Below are 25,763 nucleotides of genomic sequence, written 5' to 3'. Positions count from 1 at the left end.
AAGGGTGGCCGCCTCGGAACGGATCATCGCAGCCGGTACGGAGGTACCGATACCCCGGGCGCCGGACACAGCCCCGTTGTACGCGCGACACTGGACGTATGTGCCGCAGCATCAAGACACTCCGTCCGCCCGTGATCCCCGAAGAGGCCACCGAGGAGGAGATCCGCGCCGCCGCTCTCCAGTACGTCCGCAAGGTGTCCGGCTTCCGCGCCCCCGCCGCCCACAACCGTGAGGTCTTCGACCAGGCGGTCGAGGCGATCGCGGCGGCCACGGCCGAACTCCTGGACGGCCTCGAAGTACGCGGGGCGGCAGCCCACAGCGCTTAGGCGCTGCTCCCCGACTCCTCGGGTGCGGGCCGCCGCATCAGGTACGCCGCCCCCGCCCCCGCGCCGAACAGCGCCACGAGCGAGACCCCCGTGGCGAGCCACGTCGTGCCCAGCCACTGGCCGCCGAAATAGCCGAGGGCGACGCTGTACACGGCCCAGGACAGGCCCGCGAGGATCGACCAGGGCAGGAACTCACGGACCCGGCGGTGGGCGGCGCCCGCGCCGAGCGAGACGACCGAGCGGCCGGCCGGGGCGAAGCGGGCGATCACGACCAGCGGGCCGCCGCCTCGCGCGAGGGCCGCGCCGAGACGTTCCTGCGCACTGGTCAGGCGGCGGGAGCGGGCGATGGCCCGGTCCAGGCGCTCGCCGCCGCGCCAGGCCAGGCGGTACGCCACCAGGTCGCCCAGGACGGAGGCGGTGGCCGCGGACAGGGTGAGGAACAGGATGTCGGGCACCGCCTGCGGGACATCGCCGGTCGCGGAACCCGCCGCAGCGGCGGTCGCGGCCATGATGACCAGCACGCCGCTCGGCAGCACCGGCAGGAAGACGTCGAGCAGGACCGAGGTGGCCACCGCCACGTAGATCCATGGGCTGCCTGTCAGCAGCCCCACACTCTCCAGCACCCGAAACACTCCCCTGTACTTCCCCCCGTAGGCACAACCACGCCGCGGCGTAGCGGGGAGCGGCAAGGCGGCCTGTGACAGCCATACAGCGTACGCCGCGGATGTGACAGGAGTTCCACGGGGGGCTCGTGGGTCTCTCGCCCCACGTTCACCCGGCTGCCGTCTCCGCACGGCGCACCGCGCCGACTTCCCGTACCAACGGAAGGGGGATCGATTCGGCGGGGGTGCGCACAAGCCCAAGAGGAGTTGGACAGCGATGGTGGCAGGGATATTCGTCGGCGCTCTGGCGTCGGCCGTACTGGCGACGGGCGGCAGCGGTACGGCCGCGCCCGACGGCTACTGGATGAAGACGGACGCGCGGTTCGCGCCGCCCACCGCCCTCGTCCCGTCGGCGGCACTGACGTACGACACGAACCTCGTGCCCGCGGCCGCCCGGATCGAGGTGAGCCAGCGCACCGAGGCGAGTGGCGCCACGACCGTACGGCTGAAGGTGGAGGGCCTGACGCCAGGGCACGCGTACGGCGTGCATGTGCACCAGAAGCCGTGCGGCGCCGATCCCGCCGCCGCGGGCGGGCACTACCAGCACCGCAAGGACCCCGTGCAGCCGCCGACGGACCCCGCCTACGCCAACGCCGACAACGAGGTCTGGCTCGACTTCACCGCCGACGGCCGCGGCGACGGCGGGGCGAGCGCCCGGCACGACTGGAACTTCAGGCGCGGCGAGGCTTCCTCCGTGGTCCTGCACTCCGCGCCGGGTATGGCCGGCTCCAGGGTGGCCTGCTTCACGGTCCCGTTCGGGTGGGTTGCCGGGACGGGCTGAGCGGTTACGACGGCGCCCGCCCCCTCCGTACGAGGGAGGGGTCGGGCGTGTTCGCTCGAACTCTCCGTGCGAGGGAGGGACCGGGCGCCGTCGCGCGAGCGGTCAGGCCGTGACGGGCTCCGAGGTCCGCTCGTCCGCGGACTCCGTCGAGTCCGAGCCCGAGGACGTGCGGGAGGCGAGGAAGCGGTCGAGGCCGAAGGCGCCGGAGCCGGTGAAGACCAGCAGCAGGAAGGCCCAGCTGAACATCGCCGCGGCCTCACCGCCGTTCTGGATGGGCCACAGGGCACCCGACTGGTGCACGTCGAAGTACGCGTACGCCATCGAGCCCGAGGCGATGAACGCGGCGGCGCGGGTGCCGAGGCCGAGCAGTACCAGGATGCCGCCGACGAACTGGATGACGGCCGCGTACCAGCCGGGCCAGGTGCCGGCGTCGATGCTGCCGCCGCCCACCGCGCCCCCGAGGACTCCGAAGAGCGAGGCGGCGCCGTGGCAGGCGAAGAGGAGGCCGACGACGATGCGGAACAGGGCGATGGCATAGGGCTGGGCGCTGTTGAGGCGTCCGGACAGGCCGGGTCTCATAAGTGACTCCTTCGGTCGGGCCGGTCCGGTGGGACGGACCGGTCGTGGGGACGGAACCGAGTGAGCCATTTACGGTAGGTGCGCCTAATCGATGCTTGCAAGTTCAACATTCGGCCACGGATCCGCTTCCTTTCGCGCTTCCGTTTGCGTTTCCGTGTCGGTCGTCGCCGCACGTGGTGCGCCCCGTCGTGCGACCCGTAGCACCTCCCGCGCCACCGCGTCGGCGTCCGAAAGCATCACCGAATCCACGCCCGGCCTGGCCCCGGCCGCGGTCACCCAGTGCACCCCTTCCGTGGGCACGCCGAACGCGAACCGCCGTGTGTGCGAGCGGCCCTGACGGTCGATCAGACGGTAAGGGCGCGGTGTTACGTCCAGGCCTCCGGTTTCGTAACCGTCGACGGTGTGCGGACGGCACCGGCCGGTCTTCAGCAGCCGCCCGAGCAGCTCGTCTGCGGTCCGCCGCACATCCGCGTCCGGCAGCCGCGCCTCGATGAGTGTGGTCGCCCGTACGGCCGAACCCGGCACGTCGGGGGAGTGCGCGACCCAGGCCCCGTCTTCCGCCCGCACGCCGAGGCGGGGTCCCAGAACGGTCAGCGCACCCGCCTCGATCAGCGCCGCCATCTCCTCGACGCGCTGCCGGGGCGGCCCGATGGAGAGGAACGCGTTGAGCGGCGTATACCAACGGTCCAGGTGTTCCCGGCGTGAAACCCCCGAGAGCCCTCCGTGGTCCACGATCCGGCGCAGTTCGTTGCGCAGGTCGCGCAGCACGTCCAGGGCGGCCTTGAGCGGGCCCTCGACATTGCCGCGCGCGGCCTCCTCGGCGTCCTCGCGCAGATGTCCGAGGAGCCAGTTCCGCCAGGCGCCCGGGCCCGCGAAGACCTGTCCGGCGTAGGGGCGAGAAATGCGGTCCCAGGACCAGCGGTTGGCGGAAGTGATGCGGAACTCGGCCAGAATCAGACCCTCTTGGAGGCTCCGATGGGGCGCGGCGAGGAACCGGGTCCTGAACTTCCCCAACTCCTGCCTCTCCAACAGCCCCTCGTAATAGACCGTTTCCACCTCTTTCGCCACCAAAGGCCATATCTCGCGCAGGAAGTCCGGCGCGTCACCGGAGTCCGCGCGCTTGCGGAAGGAGGCGATCACGTTGTCGGTGAGCACGAGGGGCAGATGCCGGCCGTAGGGGCCCTTCGCGTTGTCGCCGCGGGCCTGGTGCGGGACGCCGCGCCGGGAGCCGGCGTACAGCCGGGGCTCCTCGCCCGAGGGGAGATAGCGCAGGCCGCCCTCGCGGGTGCGGGTGAAGCGGCCGCCGCGGCCCGTGGTCAACAGGGCCATGTGGTCGAAGAAGTTGAGGCCGAGACCGCGCAGCAGGACCGGCTCGCCGGGGGCCAGCGGGGAGAGGTCGACGTCGGCCGGATTGGCGGGCGGGACGCGGCGCAGACCGTGCCGTTCGGCGTATGAGGTGAGGTGCTGCTCCGCGGGGTCCGCGAGGACCGGCAGATGGCCCTGCGCGAGGATCACGGCGGCGAGCCCCGACAGGGTGCGGCCGGTGGAGAGGGTGAGCGTCTGGCGGCCGTCGCGTGCGTCGTCGAGCCGGGTCGCACGGGCGGTGTGCACCTCGACCCGCACCTCGGGCGGCGCCTCCCGCACCACCTCGCCGAAGACCCACTCCAGGTAGTGGCCGTACTGGGCGCGGGTCGGATAGTCGTTCGGGCCGAGCGCGCCGTCCGCCCAGTCGTGCAGGCTCGGCCCCGGGCGCACCGGCCCCGAGCAGTCCACGCTCTCGTCGGTGAAGAGGGTCACCTGCGAGGCCACGGTGTTCATGAGCAGATGCGGTGACTGCCTGGTGCGCCAGACGCGGCCGGGTCCCGGTGGGGCGGGATCGACGACGTGGACCGTCAGGCGCACACCGGGGGCGAGGAGTTCCGGCACGGAGGCGCAGAGGCGCTCCAGGACGCTGGTGCCGCGTGGCCCGGCACCGACGAGGGCGACGGAGACATGGCGGTTTCCGGTGGGCGCGGCGGGCGGTGCGGGCGGTACGGACAAGAAGGTGACTCCCGGCATGTGGGGGTGCAAGGCGGCGGACCGCCCACCGGAAGCGGACGGTCCGCCTCATCATGCCGTCGTACGGTGCGGGGGCCGAGACCCGGGGCAGACCCTCGGCGCCGCATGTGGGATGCCTCACGAGCATCAGGGACAACGCGCACAACAACCGTACGAAATACGCATATCAGGGGGTGAGCACCGACTCGTCCACCGTCTCCAGGCGGACGTCCCCACTGCGTTCGACCTGTGCCTGATCCAGGCGCAGGGAAGCGGAACGCCCGCGCAGCGTCAGGGTCATCAGCTGGTTGCCGAACCAGGGGCCGCCGGTCCTGCCCCAGTCGACGGGCGGGTGCGGGCAGCGGCCGTGCCGGCGGAGCCGGTGTCCGATTTTGCGCCCCAGCCGGCTCCAGCCGAAACGGAAGCCGAACTTTATGTAGCGGGGGATGGAGTTGTGCACGGGGGAGCAGGTCAACTGCAGGACCCGGGAGTCGGGTTGCGGGCCGTCGACCCAGGACGGCTCGGCGATGTACGCGTGGTGTACGTCCCCGGACAGCACGCACACCGTGGCCGGGGCGTCGTCCCCCGATCCCACCTCGGCGATGAATTCGGTGAGCGCCGTGAACGACGACGGGAACGCCGCCCAGTGCTCCAGATCGGCCGCCCTGCGCACCTTCTCCCCGAACCGCGCCCACCGCTCGCCCCGTTCACCCACGCACAGCGCCGCGTTCCAGGCCTCGGCGTCGTGTATGAGCGGGGGAAGCAGCCAGGGCAGGGAGGTGCCGATGAGGAGATGGTCGTACGATCCGGGGTCTTCCAGCGCCTGTTCGCGCAGCCACTGTGCCTCGCCGGGGTCGATCATCCGGCGGTTCTGCTCGTCCAGGACGCGGGCCGCGCGGCTGTCGAGCATGACGACGCGGACGGGGCCGAAGTCGCGGCGGTAGCTCCAGCGGACGGAGGCGGGGTCGGCGTCCGCCTGCGCGGCGAAGGCGCGCAGCACGTCGGTGCCGTCCGGGGTCTCCCGGACAGCGGCGTACAGGGGGTCCTCGGCGAGCTCGCGCGGCGAGAGGTTGCCGAGGTGCTGATGGACCCAGTACGACGTGAGCCCGCTCAGGATGCGCTCACGCCACCACGGCGTCTCGCGCATGTCGGAGACCCAGGCGGCGCTGGTGTTCCAGTCGTCGATGACATCGTGGTCGTCGAAGATCATGCAGCTCGGCACGGTGGACAGCAGCCAGCGGATCTCGGGGTCGAGCCAGGACTCGTAGTAGAGGCGGGTGTACTCCTCGTAGTCGGCGACCTGCTGGCCCGGCGGGTCGTCGAGGCTGCGACGGGCCGCGATCCAGCTCAGCGTGGCCGGGGAGACCTCGTCCGCGTACACCTGGTCGCCCAGCAGCAGGAGAACGTCCGGGCGTTCGCCTTCCGGTGCTCTGGCGATGCGGGCCGCCAGGGTGTCCAGCGCGTCCGGGCCCGCCGGGTCCTTCTCGTTGTCGGGCGGCGCGGCCCAGCGACAGGAGCCGAAGGTGACCCGGACGGTCTCGCCGTCGGGGGTGCTGACGACCGAGGGCGGGAAGGCGGAGTCGGGCAGCGGCCACACGGGTACGTCGTCCAGCCGCACCTCGTACGCCGTCTTCGTACCCGGGGTCAGTCCGCTCACCTGCACCAACGCGTAGTGGTGTCCGGCGATCTGGAAGGTCCGGGCCTCGCCGCTGCTGCCGTCGGCGCAGCGCACTTCGGCGGTGCACGGACGGCTCGTCTCGACCCAGAAGGTCGCGGACGAGCCGTCGACGTACCTCAGCAGGGGTCCCAGGCGCAGTTCCGCCAAGTTGATCAGCCTCCTCCGTCGCCCCGTACGGTACGGAACGACGGAGGCCGGCGGGGAGGTTCCGGGATCCGACCTGCTAACAATCGCGCCGGATCAGCAGCCGCTGAGGACCGAGGTCAGCTTGGTCTTCTCCGCGGTGTCGACCGAGAGGTCGTAGTAGTACTTCACCTGGACCCAGGCGCGGACATATGTGCAGGCGTAGGCGGTGCGCGACGGCATCCAGGTGGCCGGGTCCTGGTCGCCCTTGGCCTGGTTCACGTTGTCCGTGACCGCGATGAGCTGCGGGCGGGTCAGGTCGTTGGCGAAGTTCTGGCGCTGGGTGCTGGTCCAGCTGTCGGCGCCGGAGTCCCAGGCCTCGGCCAGCGGCACGAGGTGGTCGATGTCGAGGTCGGAGGCGGCGGTCCAGGTGGCGCCGTCGTAGACGGAGTACCAACTGCCGCTGGTGGACGCACAGGCGGAGTCGGTGACGACGCCGGAGCCGTCCCGCTTGAGGACCGTCTCGCGGGTGTTGCAGGTGCCGGAGATCGTGATCCAGTGGTTGAACAGGTCACGGTCGTAGCCGGTGCGGTCCTCGGTGGCGACGGTGAGGGAGGCGAGGTAGGTGCGGGCGGTGGCGGCGCTGACCGGGGTGGGCAGCGCGGCGGAGGCGGTCGGGCCGTTGAATATCCCGACCATGGCTATCAGACCGGTGACTGCTGCGAGTATGCTCAGCCGTCGACGCGCGTAGACCTTGGGCATGCGAACTCCATTGGGGCGGGGGGACGTTGGGGGCGAGCGAGCACATGCTTGCGGCGGCGTGTTTCCAGCAGGTGTGTGCCAGGTGAGAAGCTAGTGACGTGCGCATGACACATCAACGGTTCTGACGTACGAGAACTGCTACGCCTGTGGTGGGACCTGGGGCCCTGCGGCGCCCGTGCGGCCATTCCGGACGAAGGGCCCTACGGAGTCCGTGCGGCCGTCCCGGGCGGAGGGCCTACGGAGTCCGTGTCGCCGTCCCGGGCGAGGACCCTGCGGAGCCCGTGCGGCCATCCCGTACGATGGATGGCGCAGAAGGGGAGTAGCTCTTCGCCGGACCGTCGACATACTGCTCAGCTTGTCTGAGCCGGCGCCCGGAGGCAGGCCTCGTCACACGGGGCCGGCCAGCGAGACCTTCGGCAAGCAGTGCACCGCCTGTGCCTTTCGGCCCGGGCTCCTTGTGCGCTGCCATGCCGAGGTGTCGCAGCGCAGCACAGACTCTCGGTGGGGCAGCCCGACCGATTGAGGAATTTTGATCAGCTTCAGTGTGATGGCGCTCGTCTTCGGCGTCGTCTTCCTGGCCGAACTCCCCGACAAGACGGCCCTCGCCGGACTCGTCCTCGGCACCCGCTACCGCGCCTCGTACGTCTTCGCCGGCGTCGCCGCCGCCTTCGCCCTCCATGTCGCCCTCGCCGTGGCGGCGGGCAGCGTCCTGACCCTGCTGCCGCAGCAGATCCTGCACGCGCTCACCGGTGTGCTCTTCCTCGGTGGCGCCGCGGTGCTGCTGCTGAAGAAGGACGAGGACGAGACGGAGGTCCGAAAGCCCGAGAACCAGGGCTTCTGGAGAGTCTCCGGGGCGGGTTTCATGCTCATTCTGGTCGCCGAGTTCGGTGACCTCACCCAGATCATGACGGCGAACCTCGCGGCCCGCTACGACGATCCGCTCTCCGTCGGCCTCGGTGCGGTCCTCGCGCTGTGGGCGGTCGCCGGGCTCGGCATCGTCGGGGGCAAGGCGCTGATGAAGCGGGTGCCGCTGAGCCTGGTGACCAAGGTGGCGGCGGTGCTGATGCTGGGGCTGGGGGTTTGGAGTCTGTTCGAGGCGGTGACGGGCTGAGGTGGGTGGTCTGGCTTCCGCCTTCGTGCCCGGCTGTCCCCGTGGTGTCCTGGTGATGTCCCCCCACCGTCCGGAAGGTGACCGTACGCGGGCGGGGTGACTGAATGCCTGGTCGGAGGCGGTGGCGCCGGAGTCTCCCATTTTGTATGGTTGGGGAACAAAGTGACTCCCGTCCGCACTCCCTGACCGGCGGGCGGGGTCACCTTGTCCCCTGGGGGGCGGTAGCCGGTCCCCTTAACTGGGTTTACTGGGTTTCGACGTTCCTTACCCCGTTCCTTATCCACGTTCCGTTTTCACGTCTCTCGCGCTCTGGAGCATGCCGATGACGGCTCCCACCGTTCTGACCGCCCGCGCCCTCCTGCTGGACATGGACGGCACTCTCGTCAACTCGGATGCCGTCGTCGAGCGCTGCTGGCGCCGCTGGGCCGACCGGCACGGGCTGGACGGGGACGAGGTCATGAAGGTCGTCCACGGCAGGCAGGGGTACGCCTCCATGGCGGTGCTGCTGCCGGACCGGCCGATGGAGCAGAACTACGCCGACAACGCGCGGATGCTTGCCGAGGAGACCGCCGACATGGACGGCGTCTTCGCGATCCCGGGCGCTTCGGAGTTTCTTGCCTCCCTCGTCGCCGCGGGGCTGGCGCACGCGCTCGTGACGTCCGCGGACGTGGGGCTGTCCACGGCGAGGATGGCTGCGGCGGGGCTCGCCCTTCCTGATGTGCGGGTCACCGCCGAGTCCGTCGGGGCGAGCAAGCCGGATCCCGAGGGGTTTCTGAAGGGTGCCGCCGAGCTTGGCGTCGCGCCTGAGGACTGTGTCGTTTTCGAGGACTCCGGGGCGGGGATCTCGGCGGGGCGTGCCGCCGGGATGCGTGTCGTCGGGGTCGGCCCTCGGGCGGGCGTTCACCGGCCCGACGTCCTCGTCCGGGACCTGACCGAGGTGCGGGTGGAGGCCATGTGGGGTGGGGGGATCCGGCTGCATGTGGGGTGACGGGGCGGTGTGGGCCATGGGTTTTTTCGCCCCCTCCGCCCCTACCCGTCCCTTGTTCCTGGGGGCTGCCGCCCCCAGACCCCCCGCATCGGCCTGGACGGCCTCGTCCTCAAACGCCGGACGGGCTGAAAATCTCTCCCCCGGCCGGGGTTGAAGGGTGCAGCCCCCGTGGGTGGGTGGGGGATCGGGAAGGCAAGATGTTGCCACCGCCACCGCCACCGCCACCCGCAGCCGCAAGACGGCGGAAGGGGGCGTGTCAGTACGTCCAGATGCCCGTCGCGTACGTTCGCGTCACCGGACCCGCACTCCACTGTCCGACGTCTGATCCGGCGGCGACGGGCGGGACGTACCGGCGCGCCCCCGACCCCCGCTCAGCCGGACGCGCTCACGGCTCCGTCGTCTCCGCTTCCAGGCTCGTGCGGGTCGTCCGGCCGTACACGCCCAGCTCGTCGGCCGTGAGCCCCCGGGCCAACTGGTAGCGGGTCACGGCCTCCTCCACCTGACTGTCGTAGTCACCGTTGGCTTCGCCGATGTAGAGGGCCAACTCGGTGAGGCGTAGCTGGAGTTCGGTGACTTCGGGGCCCTGGTCGCCGCGGCGCAGGCTCTGGGCCTCGAGCTCGTCGCCCGGGGCGACGCCGGTGGCCTCCACCGCGTCGTCGGCGTTCTCCGTCGTGGTCGTCCGCGTCGGGGTGGCTGAGGAGGACGGGATTGCGACGGGACTCGACCGGGGTGGCGCCGTGGGGGAGTGGCTCGTGCTGGGCGAGGGGGCCGGGGCGGCCGGCACCGGCGCCGCCGACGACTCGCTCGCGGACGGTGACGCGGAGGCGGACGAGGGCGGCGCGTCCGGCACGCTCGCCCGTATGAGGTCCGGCGCGGCCTCGTCCCGAGAGGGAGACTCGTACATGAAAAACCCGCTCGCGAACCCCGCAGCGGCCAACACCGTGACCGCGGCCCCGCCAACGCCCAGGAACACGAACCGGCGCCGCCGACGCGGAGGCGTCGCATCCAGACGCACCCCGACCCCGGCCTCGGCCTCAACCCCAACCCCGACCACGGCCCCACCCGGCACCGCGGCGAGCCGCATCGTCGCCGCCGAGGCCCCCTCGGAAAGCTCCGGCGCGGTGACAGGCACCGGCGCGTACTTCGGCACGAGAGCAGTGGTGCCGGTACCCACCTCCCCCGCCTCCAACTCCACGTAAGGCCGAATCCGCAGCGGATCGAAGTCCTCCGCCGCAGCCGCCTCCGCCGTACGCACATCCCGCAGCGCGTCCGACGCCCGCTGGGTGCAGTCGCACGTCGGGGTGCCCTGCCGTGTGCGGGGTGCCGTGCACTCGGGGCAGACATGCCTGTCCGGTTCAGTCACGGGTGGGTCCCTCCCCTCTCCTCCCCCTGAGGCCATCTCCTCCCCTGAGGAACTCAAGAGATTATCCGTAAGTCCTACGCAATCTCCCCGGAGCCCCCGGAATCTCACCTTCCGCAGGAGCAGACAGGACTCACAGAGCTCACGGCACTCACAGGGCTCACAGGACTCACAGGGCTATCGGGACTCAACAGGCCATAATTGGTCACACCGATCAGGATGGGGGATGACCGAGACGCGGGGACCGGCGGGAGGTCCGCATGACCGAGGACGGGCACGGCACGGACGGCGGGCAGCCCGGGCCGCAGGGTGGGAATCCGGCACCGCTGGGACAGAGTGGCAACCTCGCACCGCTGGGACAGAGCGGGAACCCCGCACCGCTGGGACAGAGCGGGAACCCCGCACCGCTGGGACAGAGCGGGAACCCCGCACCGCTGGGACAAGGTGGGAGCCACGCCCCCCGGGGCGTGAACGAGAGCGCCGACCGGCGGCGCGACGCGGCCGCCACCGACGCCGGTGAAACCGCGCACGGCAGCGTCATCGTCTCGATCGGCGCACTGCTGCTCGGCATGCTGCTCGCCTCCCTCGACCAGACGATCGTGTCGACCGCGCTGCCGACCATCGTCAGCGACCTGGGCGGCATGGAGCACCTGTCATGGGTGGTTACCGCGTACCTGCTGGCGTCGACCGCGGCGACCCCGCTGTGGGGCAAGCTCGGTGACCAGTACGGACGGAAGAGGCTTTTCCAGACCGCGATCGTGATCTTCCTGATCGGCTCGGCGCTGTGCGGCCTCGCGCAGAACATGCCGCAGCTGATCGCCTTCCGGGCGTTGCAGGGCCTGGGCGGCGGCGGACTCATCGTGCTGTCGATGGCGATCGTCGGAGACATCGTCTCGCCGCGCGAACGCGGCAAGTACCAGGGCCTGTTCGGCGCGGTCTTCGGTATGTCGAGCGTGCTCGGCCCGCTCCTCGGCGGGCTCTTCACCGAACACCTCAGCTGGCGCTGGGTCTTCTACATCAACCTGCCCATCGGCATCGTCGCGCTGACCGTGATCGCGACCGTCCTGCACATCCCGGTCCGCACCAAGAAGCACGTCATCGACTACCTCGGCACCTTCCTCATCGCCGCGGTCGCCACCTGCCTGATCATGGTGGCCTCGCTCGGCGGCACCACCTGGGGCTGGAGTTCCCCGCAGATCATCGGCCTGGCGGTGCTGGGCGTCGTCCTGGCCGTCGTCTTCGTCAACGTGGAACGCCGGGCGGCCGAACCCGTCCTCCCGCTCAAGCTCTTCCGCATCCGCACCTTCGTCCTCGCCGCCGTCATCAGCTTCATCGTCGGCTTCGGGATGTTCGGCGCGATGACCTATCTGCCGACGTTCCTCCAGGTCGTCCAGGGTGTGACGCCGACGATGTCCGGCGTGCACATGCTGCCGATGGTGTTCGGCCTGCTCATCGCCTCCACCGGCGCCGGGCAGATCGTCAGCCGTACCGGCCGCTGGAAGGTGTTCCCCATCGCCGGTACGGGGGTCATGGCACTCGGCCTGCTGCTGCTCCACCAGCTCGACGAGTTCAGCAGCACCTGGGAGATGAGCGCGTACTTCTTCGTCTTCGGACTGGGCCTCGGTCTGGTCATGCAGGTGCTGGTGCTGATCGTGCAGAACTCGGTCTCGTACGAGGATCTGGGCGTCGCCACCTCCGGCGCCACTTTCTTCCGCTCGATCGGCGCCTCGTTCGGCGTGGCCATCTTCGGCTCGATCTTCGCGAGCCGCCTCGGGGAGAAACTGACGAGCGCGCTGAGCGGACAGCAGCTCCCGACGGGCATCAGCGTGAACACGCTGAAGGCCGACCCGAAGGGCATCGCAGACCTGCCGCCCGCGCTGCGACCGCCCGTCGTGCACGCGTACGCCTCCTCCATCACCGATGTCTTCCTGTACGCCGCCCCGGTCGCCCTGCTGGGCTTCGTACTGGCCTGGTTCCTGCGCGAGGACAAGCTGCGCGGGTCGGTCACGGCGCCGGACGCCACCCAGACGCTCGCGAGCAACCCGGTGCAGCGTTCGTCGTACGACGAGGTGTGCCGGGCGCTGTCCGTGCTCGGCACCCGGGAGGGGCGGCGGGAGATCTACGAGAAGATCACCGCGCGGGCCGGGTACGACCTGCTGCCGGCCGCGAGCTGGCTGCTGCTGCGGATCAGGAAGTACGGGTGGGCCGAGCCCGCCCGACTGGCCGAGGGCAGCGCCGTACCACTGCCCGTGGTGATGGCCGCGGCCCGGCAGATCGAGGAGCGCCGGCTCGCCGTCCGCGAGGGACTCGACCTCGTGCTGACGGACGAGGGCCGGGCGGCCGCCGGGAAGCTGTCCCAGGCGCGTGAGGAGTCCCTGGCCGAGCTGCTCGGCGACTGGTGGGGCCCGGAACGCCCGGCCGATCTGGCAGGCCTGGTCAAGGAGTTGAACGCGGAGCTGTGCGGCTCGGACGGAGAGCGCCCCCACAACGGCACGGTGGCACGCCCCACCACCTGACCCTCACCCGCCCGATACCCCCAACCGCTTCTCGAACCAGTGCTCGGCGTAGACGTCGTCGTTGTGCGCCGCGGTCTCCACGTAACCGTGCCGTGCGTAGAGTGCTCGCGCCTCCACCAGGTCACCGCGGGTGTCGAGAACCAGCCGCTCGGCGCCGAGGCCGCGCGCCGCCTCCTCGGCCGCCGCGAGGAGCAGCGGAGCGCCGCCCTTGCCGCGCAGGTCCTCGCGCACGAAGACCCGCTTCAGTTCACCGGTGCTCGCGTCGAGCATCCGCACGCCCGCAGTGCCGCCGGGCGCACCGTCGTACCGCGCGACCAGCAGCACCCCGCCCGGCGGCACGAAACAGTCCCCGGTGTCGGCGGCGACCTCCCGCTCCAGCTCCTCGGGATCCGTCGGGTGCCCTTTGTACAGCAGGTACCAGCGGTCGCTGACCTCCGTGTAGTACGCCCGCCAGAGCGCGGCGGCGGCCGGGGAGTCGAAGGGTTCGGGGGCGATGGTCCAGGAAGGTGGCGTGCGGGGAACAGACATGGCGGTCATTGTCGTGGGGTGTTGGGCCGGGCGGGCAAGCGGATTTCGGTGGGCGGCCCTGTGGCGCGCACTGTTTGAGAGGCGCTGTGCGGGCAACCCGGTGGGTGAACCGGTCCGGCGTTGGGCCGGGAATACCTTGGAAGGCACCCATGTCCACAGGCGTGATCATCGCTCTGATCGTGATCGTGGCGGCCGTTGTCGTTGTCGCGGCCGCCGTGACCCTCCTCGCTCGAAGGCCGCAGGGCGGGCGCAGCCTGCAGCGGCGCTTCGGGCCCGAATACGACCGGGCCGTCGCCCGGCACGACGGTGACGTGAAGGCCGCGGAGCAGGACCTCGCGGAACGCGTGAGCCGGCACGGTTCGCTGCGGGAGCGGGCGCTCGAGCCCGCGGTCCGTGAGCAGTACGCGGCCCGCTGGGCGGCCGCCCAGGAACGTTTCGTCGAGTCGCCGCGCGAAGCCGTGGCGGAGGCCGACCAGCTGCTCGGCGAAGTGGCCGGCGCCCGGGGGTTCCCCGACGGCGGCCAGTACGACGAGCAGTACGCGGCACTCTCCGTCCACCACGGCCCCCACGTCCATGGCTACCGCCGGGTGCACCGGGCCGCGCAGGCCCGCGTCCCGGACGGTCATGGCAGTACCGAAGAGCTGCGCGAGGCCATGATCGAGGCCCGTGTCCTCTTCGAGGAACTGGTGACCCCCGGCGGCCAGGACGCCCCCCGTCACCGGACGGACGCGGACGAGAAGTCGTCCATCGACCGGACCACAGCCACCCGCCCCGAGGGCTCCGCTCCCGAGGGCCGATCCCACCTGCCCTGGTCGTTCAACAAGCGCCAGGCGAAGGGGAGTTGAGAAACGTGAAGGACATATCGGACGACGGCACCAAGGACCCGACCCGCAGCGAGGAGTCACGCCGCGAGGAGTCACGTCCCGACGGGACCCGCCTCGACGCGACCCGGCCCGATGGGGGCCGCTCGGACACGGCTCGCTCGGACGCGGCCCGGTCGGACACGGCTCGCTCGGACGCGACCCGTTCGGATCCGACCCGCTCCGACCCGACCCCCTCGGACCCCATGAAGGGCCGCGTGCCCCCGATGTCCGGTGAGACCGCGTCGGCCCGCGAGGTTCCGGCGGGCCAGAAGTCCCCGCTGGGCGAGGACACGAGCGCACGCCGGACGGACCCGCTCCGCCCCGCCGCCACCCCCGGCACGGGCTCCCGCGAGGGCGCCCTCGACCGCGAGACCGGCGACAGCGCGACACGCGAGAGCGCCGCACGGGAGAGCGCGACACGGGAGAGCGCGACCCGCGAGGGCAAGGGCGCCACGACCTCGGGCGCCCACGCACGGCCCACCGCGCAGGAAACCCGGCAGCTCCCGGACCACGATCGCGAGCAGCACCACGACCACGACACCCGCCTCCTCCCGCAGGACGAGTGCGACAAGTTCGAGCTGCGGATGCGGCACGCGGTCGGTGGGTTCGTCGACGGCCCCCGGGACTCCGTGGCGGAGGCCGACCAGGTGCTGGAGGAGCTCGCCGCACGCTTCTCGGACGCCGTCACCCGGCGGCGCAGCACGCTGCGTACGGCCTGGCAGCAGAAGACCGGCGAGAAGAAGGCCGACGAGAAGACCGGCAACGGCGCCGACACCGAGCAGCTCCGGATCGCCCTGCGGGACTACCGCGAGGTGACGGAACGCCTGCTCCGCTTCTGACCCCGGCGACGCACGCACCCACGCGAAGCCCCCGACGTACGGACGCACAACAGGCACCAGTGAGGCCGCACCCCGGACCATGTCCCGGGGCGCGGCCTCAGTCGTCACCGGGCGGCGGCGGCCGGACCTTCCCGGCGCTCGCGCCACTCCCGGACGATCGCCTCGACGTCGTACGGCTTGAGCCCGAGGGGAGGGCCCGGCGGTGGCTTGAACATGACCTCGCGGATCTTGGCGTTGATGTCCTCGACGATGCGGCGCACGACCCGCTCCGAGGGCGCCGCGGAAGCCGCCGCGAGCGCGTCCTCGGCCTCCTTGCGCAGGGCCAGCGTGGGAGGCAGCACGGACAGGCCCTCGCGGACCATCTTCCGCTTGATCCACCACAGTTCGTCGTACGACGTGTCCGTGATCTCGGGCATCGGCTTGCCCGCACCGGGGAGATCCGCGAACTCCCCGCGCGCCTCCGCTTCACGGATCTGCCTGTCGACCCACGTCTCGAAGCTGACACCGGGTGGCTTGCGCTCGGTCATGGGTCCATTGTGCCGGAGGCTGCGCGCAGGGGCGACGGGGCGAACTATCATTCGGCGGCGGCGCGTCAAGGACGCTCCGCAGGTGGACAATTGGACCGGCAGGAACCGAAGGAGCGCACGTGCTCGAACTCACCATGGCATCGGTCACCGGGGCGGACGCGGGTGCGACGGCCGGGATGCTGATGGCGGATGCGCCGAGCGATCCCGGCGCCCTGCTGCGGGTGGGCCGGGACAAGGCCGTGTGCCGTCTCGTGACCCCGGACGACTGGCTGTTCGTGTCCAGGGTGCACCTGGAGTTCCTGTGCGGCCCGGACGGTTCCTGGCAGGTCACCTGGCTGCAGGGCTCCCAGCCCGAGCCCTCCTCCGAGGTGCGGCTGACCCTGGCGGGCCAGGTGACCCAGCCCCTCCCGTACGGCGGTACGGCCAGGCTTCCCGCGGGCAGCTCCGGCGAGATCGTCATCCTGGACCGCACCGGCCCGTACAGCGTGAACGTGGGCTTCTACCACGAGGTGTGACTGGTGCCTTCAGGCCAGTACGCGTGCCAGCGCGAACCCGTCGTACCCCTTGCTTCCGACCGTCTGGAAGGCCGTACCGCTCAACTTCGGGTGCGCGGCGATCAGTTCGAGGGCGGCCCGGGTGCCCCGCACGCTCGGGTCGGTGCTGCCGGCGTCGGCGACCGCGCCACCCCGGACGACGTTGTCGACGATGATCAGGCTGCCCGGCCGGGTGAGCTTGACGGCCCACTCGACGTAGTGCGGGTTGTTCACCTTGTCCGCGTCGATGAAGACGAGGTCGAACGGCTCCGGGTTCTCCTCGGCCAGCTTCGGGAGTGACTCCAGGGCGGGCCCGACCCGTACCTCCGCGATCTTGTCGAGGCCCGCGCGGGCGAGGTTGCCACGGGCGACCTCGGCGTGTGTGGGGTCGTACTCGAAGGTGATCAGGCGGCCGTCGGCCGGGAGGGCGCGGCCCAGCCAGATCGTGCTGTAGCCGCCGAGGGTGCCGATCTCCAGGATGCGGCGGGCGCCCTGGATCTGGGCGAGGAGCTGAAGCAGCTTGCCCTGGTTCGGGGCGACGTTGATGGGGGGCAGTCCGGCCGCGTCGCTGTCGCGGAGTGCGGCGGTCAGGGTCTCGTCGGCGGGGGCGAGGAGGGTGGTGAAGTAGTCGTCGACGTCGTTCCAGAGCTGCGACTCGGTCATGCACCATGCCTTTCGTATGCCTAGTTAGATGCGCTAACTAGTCCCTGGGGGAATCTAGTCGCGGAAGCCGGGGGTTGTCAGCGGGTTTCGCCGGGTTCACGCCCGGAACCCGGTCGGGTGGCAGCGGTTTCGAGCCAGGCCCAGGCGGTGTTGGGCGGCTCTCTGTGATCCGCGTCGCGGACCCGGGGCGGGAGTGAACCGTTCGCCCACTATCGTCATCCGGACAAAAGATGGAAGGACGTCAGGTGAAGAGGGGGTTGCCTGCGTCTTTCACCGGAGGCGGTGCGAACCTCATGGGGACCGGGACAGGAATCCGCGCATGGGACGCGTGGGACGAGCGGGGCGGGAGGGCCGGCGCGGCGTGGCGAATGTGGAGCACGGCGGAAGAGCGGGTAATGCCTTCGGGGCGGGGGCGGCCGAGCGGGCGAAGACGCGGCTGAGGGCTGTCCGTATCGGGCTGTGGGTGATCGCCGCGGTCCTCGCGATACGACAGCTCGCCGCGGTCCTGAGCACCCCGAAAGGGGAGCGGCTGACGGATCTGGAGACCTGGGTCGGCGCGAACGGCGTGCTGCATGTGAAGGGGTCGCTGTACGACTCGACGCAGTTCACCGGCACCCCCTTCGGGGGACTCGTCCTCAAGCCTCTCACCCGTTCGGCGGAACAGGCCCTCGGCTGGGGCTGGACCTTCGGCACCCTGCTGCTGGTCGTCGCGCTGGGCCTGGTCGCCGCGCGCGCCCTGCCCAAGCCCGTGACCCGGCGGGCGTCCCTGCTCGCCGCGCCCGTCACGATCAGCCTGCTGATGCTGTCGCTGCCGGTGCGCAACACCCTCTACCTCGGCCAGACCAGCATCATCCCGGTGCTGCTCGTCCTGCTCGGCTGCTTCGCCGTACGCGGGCAGCGGGCCAGCGGCGTCCTGATCGGCCTCGCCGCCGCCCTCCAGCCCACCGTGCTGCTCTTCGCACCGCTGCTCTGGTTCACCGGCCGCAGACGCGCGGCCGTGTCCGTGGGGGTCTCCTTCGCCGCCTGTACCGCGGTCGCGTGGGCCGCGATGGCACAGGACTCGTACACCTATTGGGTGCACCACCTGGCGGGCGTCGGCCTCGGCGGCGAAGCCGACGGTCTGGCGAACCAGTCGCTGCACGGCGCACTGCTCCGGTTCGGCCTCCAAGGCCCGCTGGAGATCGGCCTGTTCCTGCTGCTCGGCGCGGCCGTCGCGGTCCTCGGCCTGCGCCGCGCCGTACGGTACGCGCGCGACGGACAGCTGCTCCTCGCCGTCGCGATCACCGGCTGTGTCGCGGTCGCCGTCTCACCGACGAGCTGGCAGCACCAGCTGCTGTGGGTGCTGCTCGCGGTGGTGGGGCGGGTCGGCAGGAAGACCTCGGACCGTTACATGTGGCCCGTGGTCATCATCCTCGTCATGACACTGCCCGCGAAGATGCTGCTGCCGAACATGCCGGCGCTGTACCCGCTGCGCGACAACGTGGTGCTGCTGGCGGCCCTCGCCGCCGCGTGCGCCGTGCCGTTCCTTTCGCTGCAGTCGCCCTACTTCCGGGCACCCGACGCCACGCTGTACGCGCCCGCCCGCCCCGCCAGATTCGCCCGCGTACCGCTGCTCCCGTCCTGGCGCAGAGCCCTCACCCGGCCCAGCCTGCTGCTCGAACTGCTCCTCATCCGCGTGTTCTACGCCGCCTACTCCTCCGTGCGGCTCGCGGCGGGCGGCGGCCGTCCCGCCGCCGAGGAACACGGCCATCAGATCCACACGCTGGAGAAGGCGCTCTTCATCGACGTCGAGCACACCATCAACCACGCGGTCGCGGGTATTCCGTGGCTCGTGAACTTCTTCAACTTCTACTACACGTCGTTCCACTTCGTGGTGCCCCTGGCCATCCTGGGGGTCCTCTACGCCCGCCGCCCGGCCGACTACCGCTGGGCCCGCGCCACGCTCGGACTCGGCACCCTGCTCGCCCTGTTCGGCTTCTGGCTGTACCCCCTTGCGCCGCCCCGCCTGATGCCGGGCCTCGGCTTCATCGACACGGTGCACGGCACGCAGGACCTCAACAACCCCGACTTCGGCGCCCTGACCGCCGTCACCAACCAGTACGCGGCCATGCCCTCGCTGCACTTCGGCTGGGCCCTGTGGTGCGGCATCATCATCGTCGTCATGGCCCCGAAGCGGTGGATGAAGGCGCTGGGCCTGCTGCATCCGCTCTTCACCCTGTCCGCGATCGTCGCGACCGGCAACCACTGGGTGCTGGACGCGGTGGGCGGGGCGGTTGTGATCGGGGCCGGGTTCGGGCTGGTTTATGTGTTGTCGGGGCCGCGTGCGGCCGGTGTCGCGGTCGTCAAGGACGAGTACCCGCCCGATGCCCGAGTGGTGCACACCATGGAGCGTTCGTACACGGGAGGTTGACCGACCCCTTTTTCCGGAGGAAATCATCACGCAGTACTTGGACACCGCAGAGACACCTCCGCGTGACAGCGGCTTCCGGCCCGCCGTGCCCGGGACCCGGCGGTGGAGCAGGACGGGACGGGTCGTGCCGACGGCTGTCCCGGCCGCGGCGGCGCTGGCCCTGGGGCTGTGGGGGATCGGCCGGCAGGACAGCATGTGGCGCGACGAGTCGGTCACTTACCAGGTGGCTCATCGGTCACTGGGCGAACTCTGGGGACTGCTGGGTCAGATCGACGCCGTGCACGGCGTGTACTACCTCCTCATGCACGCGGTGTTCGCCGTATGGGACGGCGGGCTCCTGGCCCTGCGGCTGCCTTCGACGGTGGCGACTGCCGTGGCGGCGGCGGGAGTCGGGGCGATCGGCGCAAGGCTGGCGGGACGCCGGACAGGCACGCTCGCGGGGCTCGTCCTGGTCCTGTTGCCGGTCACGCAGCAGTACGCGCAGGAGGGCCGCTCGTACGCGCTGGTCACCGCGGGTGTCACATGGGCGACGTATTTCTTCGTGCGCGGCACCGGCGAATCCCGAGGCCGCTGGTGGACGGCGTACGCCCTCACACTCGGCCTCGCCTGCTGGCTGCACGAGTTCGCGGCCCTGGCTCTGGTTGCGCACGGTTTGACCTTGTGGTGGTCACGCGTGCCTCGGCAGGTCTGGCGGAGCTGGGGGATCGCGGCAGCCTGTGTGGCGGCGAGCCTGCTGCCCCTGGCGGTGGCGAGCGCGGCGCAGGCGGAACAGCAACTGGGCTGGCTCGGGCGGCCCAGTGTGACCGCGTGGCTGCAGTTCGCGGTGATCTCGGGAATCGGCGTGTTGCTCTGCAGGCTCCTCGTGCGCGGGCTCGCGGGCACGGCCTCCGCCGAGGCCGTCGCCCTGGTCCGGCTGTCCGTCCCCCTGCTGATCGCCCCGGCAGGCCTGCTGATGGTGATCTCGCTCGTCAAGCCGTGGTACGTCGACCGGTACGTGCTGTACAGCTTCACGGGACTGGCGTTGCCGGCCGGGGCAGCGCTGGGGTGGGTGATCGGCCAACGGCACCGACTCGCCCCCGCCGCCCGTGTCCTGACCGCCTGCCTGCTGGCCGCGACGGCGGTCGCGGTCCTGTTGCCGTGGTCGCTGATGGTGCGCTCGCCCGAGAGCCGTAAGGACGACGTCGTTGCGGTCGCGCACGCCGTGGAGAATTCCGCGCGAGAGGGCGATGGCGTTCTGTTCATGCCTGCCCGGCGCCGCGAGTGGCTGCTGTCGTACCCATCCGTGTACGGGCGTGTGGACGACCTCGCCCTCGCTGAGTCCCCGGCGGCCTCGCGCACCCTCCAGGGGACCGAACTCTCCGCCGAGGCGATCCGGCAGCGCATCCTGTCTGAGGATCGGGTCATCGCGCTGACCGATCCCCCGGGGCAGCCGCTCGACCCCTTCGCACAGGAGGTGGTCAAACGGCAGACGCTGAAGGCGTACTTCGAGGTCTGCGAGCGCACCCAGGTGTTGGGCGCACAGATCGTCGTCTACGCCCGCCCGGGGCACTGTGCGCGGTGATGGCGAGGCGTCAGCTGTACGAGGCACCCGCAGACCCTGGCGGAACCCCTAAAGCCTGGCCGCCGGCTCCGACGTTTCCCGGGTCCGCGCGGTTCGCCACAGCGCCGCCGAGAGCCGGATCAGGACGGCGCCGACCAGGACGTGCAGGGCGATGGTGAGCAGGGAGTCGGGCAGCGAGGTCAGGAAGCCGAAGAGGGGGAGGACGGCGGCGTAGCCCCAGGAGGGGAGCCTCGGGAACACCCGGGCGCGGACCAGCGTCGCCCCGAACAGGGCGCAGCCGAGGGCGAATATCGTCGCGGAGCCGATGAGTACGGGGACCGTGGGGCCGTCGGCCAGGCACTTGTCGATGACGTCCCCGTCGAAGTGGAAGAGGACCAGGTTCGCGGCGAACGCGGCGCCGCCGAACAGGCCCAGACCGATGAGGTTCACCGTGTGGGCCACGTCCCCGAAGCGGCCCGTGGCCGGGCTCTGCCGGCGGTGCAGCGCGGTGAGCTCCGCTCGAACTGCGCCCGGACGTCGTCCTCATGGACGTACGCATGCCCGTGATGGACGGCGTCGAGGCGGTGGCCGTGCTGCGCGGCCGGCGCCGGAGAGCCGGGTCGTGATGCTGACGACGTTCGACGACGAGGAGTACGTCGTCCAGGCCCTGCGCGCCGGAGCCCACGGCTACCTACTCAAGGACCTGCCCGCCGAGGAACTCGCCCAGGCGGTACGCCTGGCCCACGCGGGCGTCACCCAGCTCGACTCCACCGTCGCCCCCCACCTCACCGCGGCCCTGCCGGCCGCCGCGACCCCCACCGTCCCGCTGAGCCCGCGCGAGACGGACATCCTGCGACTGCTGGCCCACGGCCACACCAACCGCGAGATCGCCGCCCGCCTGTACCTCAGTGAGGGCACGGTGAAGAACCACGTCTCGCGGATCCTCAGCCGGCTGGCGCTGCGGGACCGTACGCAGGCGGCGTTGCGGGCGCGGGAACTCGGGTTGTTGTGAGCGCCGAGAGGGTGTGCGGCTCAGCTCAGCGCAGGGTGAGCGGGGTCTCGGACTGGACGCGGGTCAGCTTCTCCGGGTTGCGGACGTAGTAGAGGCTGGTGACGTGTGCGTCCTCGACACGGATCGCCATGATGCCGTCGATCTCGCCGTCCAGGTGTACGAGGAGCGCCGGGTTGCCGTTGACCAGGGTGGGAACGACGGTGATCGAGTGTGGGTGCTTGGCGAGACCACCGGCCATGAAGCGGATCACCTTGTCCGCGCCGGTGATCGGCCGCAGCGCCGCCTGCTTGATGCCGCCGCCGTCGCTCATCAGGACGACCTCCGGGGCGAGCACATCGAGGAGGCCCTGCGGGTCCCCGGTTTCCATTGCCCGCTGGAACGACTCCAGAGCCGCCCGGGTCCTGCTCGGCGAGACCGTCTCGCGAGGACGGCGGGCATCGACGTGCAGGCGTGCGCGGTGGGCGATCTGGCGGACGGCCGCGGGGCTCTTGTCGACCGCGGCCGCGATCTCCTCGTAGCCGACATCGAAGACCTCGCGCAGCACGAAGACGGCGCGCTCGGTGGGCGCCAGTGTTTCGAGGACGAGCATGAGCGCCATCGACAGACTCTCGGCGAGTTCGACGTCCTCGGCCACGTCAGGCGTGGTGAGCAGCGGTTCGGGCAGCCAGGGGCCGACGTACGCCTCCTTCCGGCGGTTCATCGTGCGCAGCCGGTTGAGCGCCTGCCGGGTCGTGATCCGGACCAGGTAGGCGCGCTGGTCGCGCACCTGCTCCAAATCGACCTTGACCCACCGCAGCCAGGTTTCCTGGAGTACGTCCTCGGCGTCGGCCGCCGATCCGAGCATCTCGTAGGCGACGGTGAAGAGCAGGTTGCGGTGGGCGACGAACGTCTCGGTCGCCGGGTCGGTGACGTGGTCGCTCATGTCCTGTCCCCTCTCGTAGGCAGCCGTTCATGTCTTTTGAAGGCAGCGGTTCACATCTTCGTCAGCCGGTGAAGGGCTCAGGGCCGAAGCGGCCCCACGCGATGAAGACCGCGAGTGCGAGATAGACCAGGTTCAGCATCACGAGCCTGAACTGACCGAAGCGGCCATGAGTGATCATCGCACCGACCATGAGCAGAGCCCAGCAGACGGCGGTCGCCGGCACCATGACCGGTGCGATGTCGAGCACGGCGGGCAGGATCAGGCCTGCCGCCGCCAGGAGTTCGACGATCCCGAGGCTCTTGACGAAGCCGGTACCGGCCTGCTCGGTCCATTCCCCGCCGTGCTGCGCGGCCAGCCTCTCCGTGGGCACCAACGCCTTGCTGATGCCGCCGGCCAGGGCCACCGCGGCCAGCAGTCCGGTCGTGATCCAGAGAGTGAGGTTCATCGGGGCTCCCTTTGCCTCGTGAGGTGATTCGGGTGTCGTGCGTGGCCTAGGCCACGCGTTCAGCGGCGACCGGTGCCTCGCCGCGCTCGGCCCCCAGCAGTTGCCGGCGCTTGGCGCCTCCTGAGACGTGGTGCAAGCTGTACGCACCGGGTTTGCCCGCCTCGTCGGCCAGGTGCTTGACGATGCTCGTGCACACGAACTCCTTGAGCTTCGCGCCGGGGCGACCGGCGATGTGGAACCACACGGCGACGTCGTACCTGTGGGCGAACTGGAAGATGCCCGCGCGTCGGCCCAGGCTGATGCACTGGCCGGCGAACACCTGGTTGAGGGCCGAGGGCTCCTCACCCGCGATCCGGCTGACCACCGTGTCGGCGGCCCGAGCGCCGAGAGGCATCGCGGCCTGGCAGCTCATCCGCAGCGCCAGACCCGACGGCGCCGCAGAATCTCCGGCCGCCACGACGCGTACGTCGTCCACGCTCGTCAACGTCTCGTCCGTGAGCAGGCGCCCAAGGGCATCGGTGCTCAGCCCACTGCGCACGGCAAGGTCCGGCACGCCGAATCCGGCGGTCCAGATGGTCACCTCGCTCGGCAGCTCGCGGCCGTCAGCGAGCCGTACGGCATCGCGGGTCACCGCCGTCACCTTCGTGTCGGGGCCGTCGAGCACGGTCACACCGAGCCTGGCCAGCCGCTTGGTGACCGAGCGTCGCCCCCGAGGGTGCAGATACGGGCCTAGCACTCCTCCGCAGACCAGGGTCACCGCGCGGCCCGCCTCCGCCAGTTCGGCGGCGGTCTCGATGCCGGTCGGACCGGCTCCGACCACCGTCACCGGGGCCGTCGCGGACGCGGCGCCGAGGACCGGCCGCAGTCGCTCCGCCTCCTCCAGGCCGGCGATCGGGTAGGCGAACTCGGCCGCTCCGGGCACTCTTGGGTCGGCGCTGCCACTGCCCACCGCGTAGATCAGGTAGTCGTAGCCGACCGTGCCGCCCGACGCCAGGGTCACATCGCGCCCGGCCACGTCGATCCGTGTCACGGTGTCGACCATCAGCCGGACCCCGTCGGCCAGGATCTTCCTGTAGTCCACGACCGCGTCATGGGTCCCGCCCACCAGTTGGTGCAGGCGGATCCGCTCGACGAAGGTCGGGCGCGGATTGATCAGGGTCACGGTCACGTCGTCGCGCCGCGTCAGACGATTGGCCGCCATCACGCCGGCGTATCCGCCGCCGATCACGACCACATCGGTGTTCTCAGTCATGATGTCTCCTTCGTCTCAAGGGGTTCGGCCTCAAGACACCGCGTGACCGACCGCTGTGACAGCATGTGAGCCAGATCACTCCATGACGCTCGTCGGTCGCGTGGCGTCACACCTTCATGTCCGCACCGCACTCGAACCACACCGTCTTGCCGTCGCCGGTCGGTTCCACCCCCCCACTCGTCGGCCATCGCCTCGACCAGGACGAGGCCACGGCCGCCCTCCGAGACGTCGTCGGGGGCCGCGACGGTCGGGAGTTCAGCCGAGTTGTCCGACACCTCGACGCGGACGCCGTACGGCTGCCGCAGGACCAGCAACTCGCAGCGGCGGTCCGGGACATGACGCAGCACGTTGGAGAGCGCTCGGTGATCGCCAGGCCGGTGGGGTCGGTCAGTTCCGGCATCTCAGTGAGCGGGCGGACGCGGCGCTGGGGACCGGGGGGTTGTTGTCGCGGTTGGTGGGGCTGGTGTTGCGGAGTCAGTTGCCGGGGTGGTTTCAGCAGGTGGCGGAGCTTGAGGCGCGGGCGGCAGAGATCTTGGTGTTCCAGCCGCAGTTGGTGCATGGCCTGTTGCAGACCGAGGCGTACGCGCGGGCCGTGTTCGGGGCGGTGGACGACAGCGACCTGGATAATCGGACCGCCGCGCGTCTGGCACGACAACGGATCTTCGAAAAGGGCAAGCCGCCTGTGTTCTGGGCGGTGTTCAGCGAGACGGTGCTCTACCAGGAGATCGGCGGCCAGGAGGTCATGCGGAACCAACTCCTGCGGCTGTTGTCCCTTGAGAAGAACCCGCGCGTGAACGTCCAGGTGTTGCCGTTCTCGGTGGGCACCCACGCAGGATTCCCTGGGTCGTTCGACCTCTTCCGCTTCTCGAACGACCCAGCCATCGTCTACAGCGAGGACTACGAGACGGGGCATGCGACCGCCAATCCTGATGCGGTCGAGTCTCGTTCGCTCCGTTACGATCATTTGCAGTCCGCTGCTCTGTCCATCAAGGACACAGCGAAGCTGATCCGGCATGTGATGGAGGAACGCTATGGGCAGCAACTCTCATCTGACCGGCGTCCGGTGGCGTAAGTCGAGCTACAGCACCGACACGGGCGGCTCGTGCGTCGAGTGCGCCCCGCTCGGCCCCCTGGCCTGGCGCAAGTCGACGTACAGCGGTGACCAGGACGCTAGCTGCGTAGAGATCGCCCCAACCCCCTGCGCCACCATCGCCGTTCGCGACTCCAAGGTTCCCGACGGTCCCGCTCTCACCCTGACCCCGGCCGCCTTCGCCGCTTTCGTCACCCGGCTCTAGCCCCCCGGGGA

25 protein-coding genes and 1 pseudogene are annotated in these 25,763 nt (G+C 70.6%); 13 read left to right on the top strand and 13 right to left on the bottom strand.

The features are described 5' to 3' along the window. Positions 1-98: 98 nt before the first annotated feature. Positions 99-326 carry a DUF2277 domain-containing protein gene (locus tag ACFVKT_RS23855; RefSeq protein WP_385734637.1) on the top strand — a complete coding sequence of 76 codons (228 nt, stop codon included), beginning with the start codon at positions 99-101 and terminating at the stop codon, positions 324-326. Here the strand turns inward: ACFVKT_RS23855 and ACFVKT_RS23850 are convergent. Next, positions 323-949, bottom strand: coding sequence for a DedA family protein (locus ACFVKT_RS23850; RefSeq protein ID WP_385734635.1), 627 nt, complete (start codon positions 947-949; stop codon positions 323-325). The two genes, ACFVKT_RS23855 and ACFVKT_RS23850, sit on opposite strands and share 4 nt — an antisense overlap. Before the next feature lie 256 nt (positions 950-1,205). On the opposite strand from ACFVKT_RS23850, the gene ACFVKT_RS23845 reads away from it, so the two are divergent. After that, positions 1,206-1,769: a superoxide dismutase family protein gene (locus ACFVKT_RS23845; protein WP_385734633.1), complete on the top strand. Its 564-nt coding sequence runs from the start codon at positions 1,206-1,208 to the stop codon at positions 1,767-1,769. A 102-nt stretch (positions 1,770-1,871) separates the two neighbouring features. Here the strand turns inward: ACFVKT_RS23845 and ACFVKT_RS23840 are convergent, their stop codons facing one another. The 4 genes from ACFVKT_RS23840 to ACFVKT_RS23825 form a co-directional block, all read right to left on the bottom strand. Further along, the gene (locus ACFVKT_RS23840) at positions 1,872-2,336 is read right to left on the bottom strand and encodes a DoxX family protein (protein ID WP_385735028.1); all 465 of its coding nucleotides are present in this window, start codon (positions 2,334-2,336) and stop codon (positions 1,872-1,874) included. A gap of 96 nt (positions 2,337-2,432) precedes the next feature. Next, a complete protein-coding gene (locus tag ACFVKT_RS23835; protein WP_385734631.1) occupies positions 2,433-4,406 on the bottom strand; it encodes an FAD/NAD(P)-binding protein in 1,974 nt (657 codons plus the stop codon). Between the two features lie 166 nt (positions 4,407-4,572). Further along, complete coding sequence (locus ACFVKT_RS23830; protein WP_385734629.1) at positions 4,573-6,210, bottom strand: alkaline phosphatase D family protein; 1,638 nt, start codon at positions 6,208-6,210, stop codon at positions 4,573-4,575. A gap of 93 nt (positions 6,211-6,303) precedes the next feature. After that, positions 6,304-6,948, bottom strand: coding sequence for an HNH endonuclease family protein (locus tag ACFVKT_RS23825; protein ID WP_385734627.1), 645 nt, complete (start codon positions 6,946-6,948; stop codon positions 6,304-6,306). A 529-nt stretch (positions 6,949-7,477) separates the two neighbouring features. On the opposite strand from ACFVKT_RS23825, the gene ACFVKT_RS23820 reads away from it, so the two are divergent. Together ACFVKT_RS23820 and ACFVKT_RS23815 are read left to right on the top strand one after the other, a co-directional pair. After that, positions 7,478-8,059 carry a TMEM165/GDT1 family protein gene (locus tag ACFVKT_RS23820; protein WP_385734625.1) on the top strand — a complete coding sequence of 194 codons (582 nt, stop codon included), beginning with the start codon at positions 7,478-7,480 and terminating at the stop codon, positions 8,057-8,059. 316 nt (positions 8,060-8,375) lie between these two features. Continuing rightward, the gene (locus ACFVKT_RS23815) at positions 8,376-9,047 is read left to right on the top strand and encodes an HAD family hydrolase (RefSeq protein ID WP_385734623.1); all 672 of its coding nucleotides are present in this window, start codon (positions 8,376-8,378) and stop codon (positions 9,045-9,047) included. A gap of 385 nt (positions 9,048-9,432) precedes the next feature. Here ACFVKT_RS23815 and ACFVKT_RS23810 read toward each other — a convergent pair whose 3' ends face one another. After that, entirely contained in the window at positions 9,433-10,410 is a 978-nt protein-coding gene (locus ACFVKT_RS23810; protein ID WP_385734621.1) for a peptidoglycan-binding protein, read from the bottom strand. A 257-nt stretch (positions 10,411-10,667) separates the two neighbouring features. Between ACFVKT_RS23810 and ACFVKT_RS23805 the strand changes: the two genes are divergently transcribed. Beyond that, positions 10,668-12,923 carry a DHA2 family efflux MFS transporter permease subunit gene (locus ACFVKT_RS23805; RefSeq protein ID WP_385734619.1) on the top strand — a complete coding sequence of 752 codons (2,256 nt, stop codon included), beginning with the start codon at positions 10,668-10,670 and terminating at the stop codon, positions 12,921-12,923. Between the two features lie 3 nt (positions 12,924-12,926). Here ACFVKT_RS23805 and ACFVKT_RS23800 read toward each other — a convergent pair whose 3' ends face one another. Further along, the gene (locus ACFVKT_RS23800) at positions 12,927-13,451 is read right to left on the bottom strand and encodes a GNAT family N-acetyltransferase (RefSeq protein WP_385734617.1); all 525 of its coding nucleotides are present in this window, start codon (positions 13,449-13,451) and stop codon (positions 12,927-12,929) included. Between the two features lie 149 nt (positions 13,452-13,600). Here ACFVKT_RS23800 and ACFVKT_RS23795 point away from each other — a divergent pair, with 149 nt between their 5' ends. Together ACFVKT_RS23795 and ACFVKT_RS23790 are read left to right on the top strand one after the other, a co-directional pair. Further along, positions 13,601-14,296 (top strand): hypothetical protein, encoded by a 696-nt coding sequence (locus tag ACFVKT_RS23795; protein WP_385734615.1) that lies wholly within the window; start codon positions 13,601-13,603, stop codon positions 14,294-14,296. A gap of 5 nt (positions 14,297-14,301) precedes the next feature. Next, the gene (locus tag ACFVKT_RS23790) at positions 14,302-15,153 is read left to right on the top strand and encodes a hypothetical protein (RefSeq protein ID WP_385734613.1); all 852 of its coding nucleotides are present in this window, start codon (positions 14,302-14,304) and stop codon (positions 15,151-15,153) included. 104 nt (positions 15,154-15,257) lie between these two features. Here the strand turns inward: ACFVKT_RS23790 and ACFVKT_RS23785 are convergent, their stop codons facing one another. Further along, positions 15,258-15,680, bottom strand: a complete 423-nt coding sequence (locus ACFVKT_RS23785; protein WP_385734611.1) for a DUF1992 domain-containing protein — start codon at positions 15,678-15,680, stop codon at positions 15,258-15,260. Positions 15,681-15,799: 119 nt separating this feature from the next. Between ACFVKT_RS23785 and ACFVKT_RS23780 the strand changes: the two genes are divergently transcribed. Then, positions 15,800-16,195, top strand: a complete 396-nt coding sequence (locus ACFVKT_RS23780) for a hypothetical protein (protein ID WP_385734609.1) — start codon at positions 15,800-15,802, stop codon at positions 16,193-16,195. Positions 16,196-16,204: 9 nt separating this feature from the next. Here the strand turns inward: ACFVKT_RS23780 and ACFVKT_RS23775 are convergent, their stop codons facing one another. Next, positions 16,205-16,876, bottom strand: coding sequence for an O-methyltransferase (locus ACFVKT_RS23775; RefSeq protein WP_385734607.1), 672 nt, complete (start codon positions 16,874-16,876; stop codon positions 16,205-16,207). Between the two features lie 361 nt (positions 16,877-17,237). Here ACFVKT_RS23775 and ACFVKT_RS23770 point away from each other — a divergent pair, with 361 nt between their 5' ends. Together ACFVKT_RS23770 and ACFVKT_RS23765 are read left to right on the top strand one after the other, a co-directional pair. Further along, positions 17,238-19,286, top strand: a complete 2,049-nt coding sequence (locus tag ACFVKT_RS23770) for a bifunctional glycosyltransferase 87/phosphatase PAP2 family protein (protein ID WP_385735026.1) — start codon at positions 17,238-17,240, stop codon at positions 19,284-19,286. 124 nt (positions 19,287-19,410) lie between these two features. After that, complete coding sequence (locus ACFVKT_RS23765; RefSeq protein WP_385734605.1) at positions 19,411-20,847, top strand: glycosyltransferase family 39 protein; 1,437 nt, start codon at positions 19,411-19,413, stop codon at positions 20,845-20,847. A 48-nt stretch (positions 20,848-20,895) separates the two neighbouring features. Here the strand turns inward: ACFVKT_RS23765 and ACFVKT_RS23760 are convergent, their stop codons facing one another. After that, complete coding sequence (locus ACFVKT_RS23760) at positions 20,896-21,288, bottom strand: hypothetical protein (protein WP_385734603.1); 393 nt, start codon at positions 21,286-21,288, stop codon at positions 20,896-20,898. A 163-nt stretch (positions 21,289-21,451) separates the two neighbouring features. On the opposite strand from ACFVKT_RS23760, the gene ACFVKT_RS23755 reads away from it, so the two are divergent. Beyond that, positions 21,452-21,838, top strand: a complete 387-nt coding sequence (locus tag ACFVKT_RS23755; protein ID WP_385735024.1) for a LuxR C-terminal-related transcriptional regulator — start codon at positions 21,452-21,454, stop codon at positions 21,836-21,838. A gap of 25 nt (positions 21,839-21,863) precedes the next feature. Here ACFVKT_RS23755 and ACFVKT_RS23750 read toward each other — a convergent pair whose 3' ends face one another. From ACFVKT_RS23750 to ACFVKT_RS23740, 3 genes are all read right to left on the bottom strand, one after another. After that, positions 21,864-22,760, bottom strand: a complete 897-nt coding sequence (locus ACFVKT_RS23750) for an RNA polymerase sigma-70 factor (RefSeq protein WP_385734601.1) — start codon at positions 22,758-22,760, stop codon at positions 21,864-21,866. 61 nt (positions 22,761-22,821) lie between these two features. Next, a complete protein-coding gene (locus ACFVKT_RS23745; protein ID WP_385734599.1) occupies positions 22,822-23,205 on the bottom strand; it encodes a DoxX family protein in 384 nt (127 codons plus the stop codon). 46 nt (positions 23,206-23,251) lie between these two features. Continuing rightward, a complete protein-coding gene (locus ACFVKT_RS23740; RefSeq protein ID WP_385734597.1) occupies positions 23,252-24,457 on the bottom strand; it encodes an NAD(P)/FAD-dependent oxidoreductase in 1,206 nt (401 codons plus the stop codon). 403 nt (positions 24,458-24,860) lie between these two features. Between ACFVKT_RS23740 and ACFVKT_RS23735 the strand changes: the two are divergent. Beyond that, a pseudogene (locus ACFVKT_RS23735) lies at positions 24,861-25,529 on the top strand (DUF5753 domain-containing protein); the annotation flags it as partial. Further along, positions 25,489-25,752 (top strand): DUF397 domain-containing protein, encoded by a 264-nt coding sequence (locus ACFVKT_RS23730; RefSeq protein WP_385734595.1) that lies wholly within the window; start codon positions 25,489-25,491, stop codon positions 25,750-25,752. The pseudogene ACFVKT_RS23735 and the gene ACFVKT_RS23730, both read left to right, overlap by 41 nt. Positions 25,753-25,763 lie beyond the last annotated feature (11 nt).

It is taken from the genome of Streptomyces sp. NPDC127595, from assembly GCF_042671685.1.
GTDB lineage: Bacteria > Actinomycetota > Actinomycetes > Streptomycetales > Streptomycetaceae > Streptomyces.
Note: the sequence above shows the minus strand (reverse complement) of the source record. Positions and strands in the feature narration are given on the sequence as shown.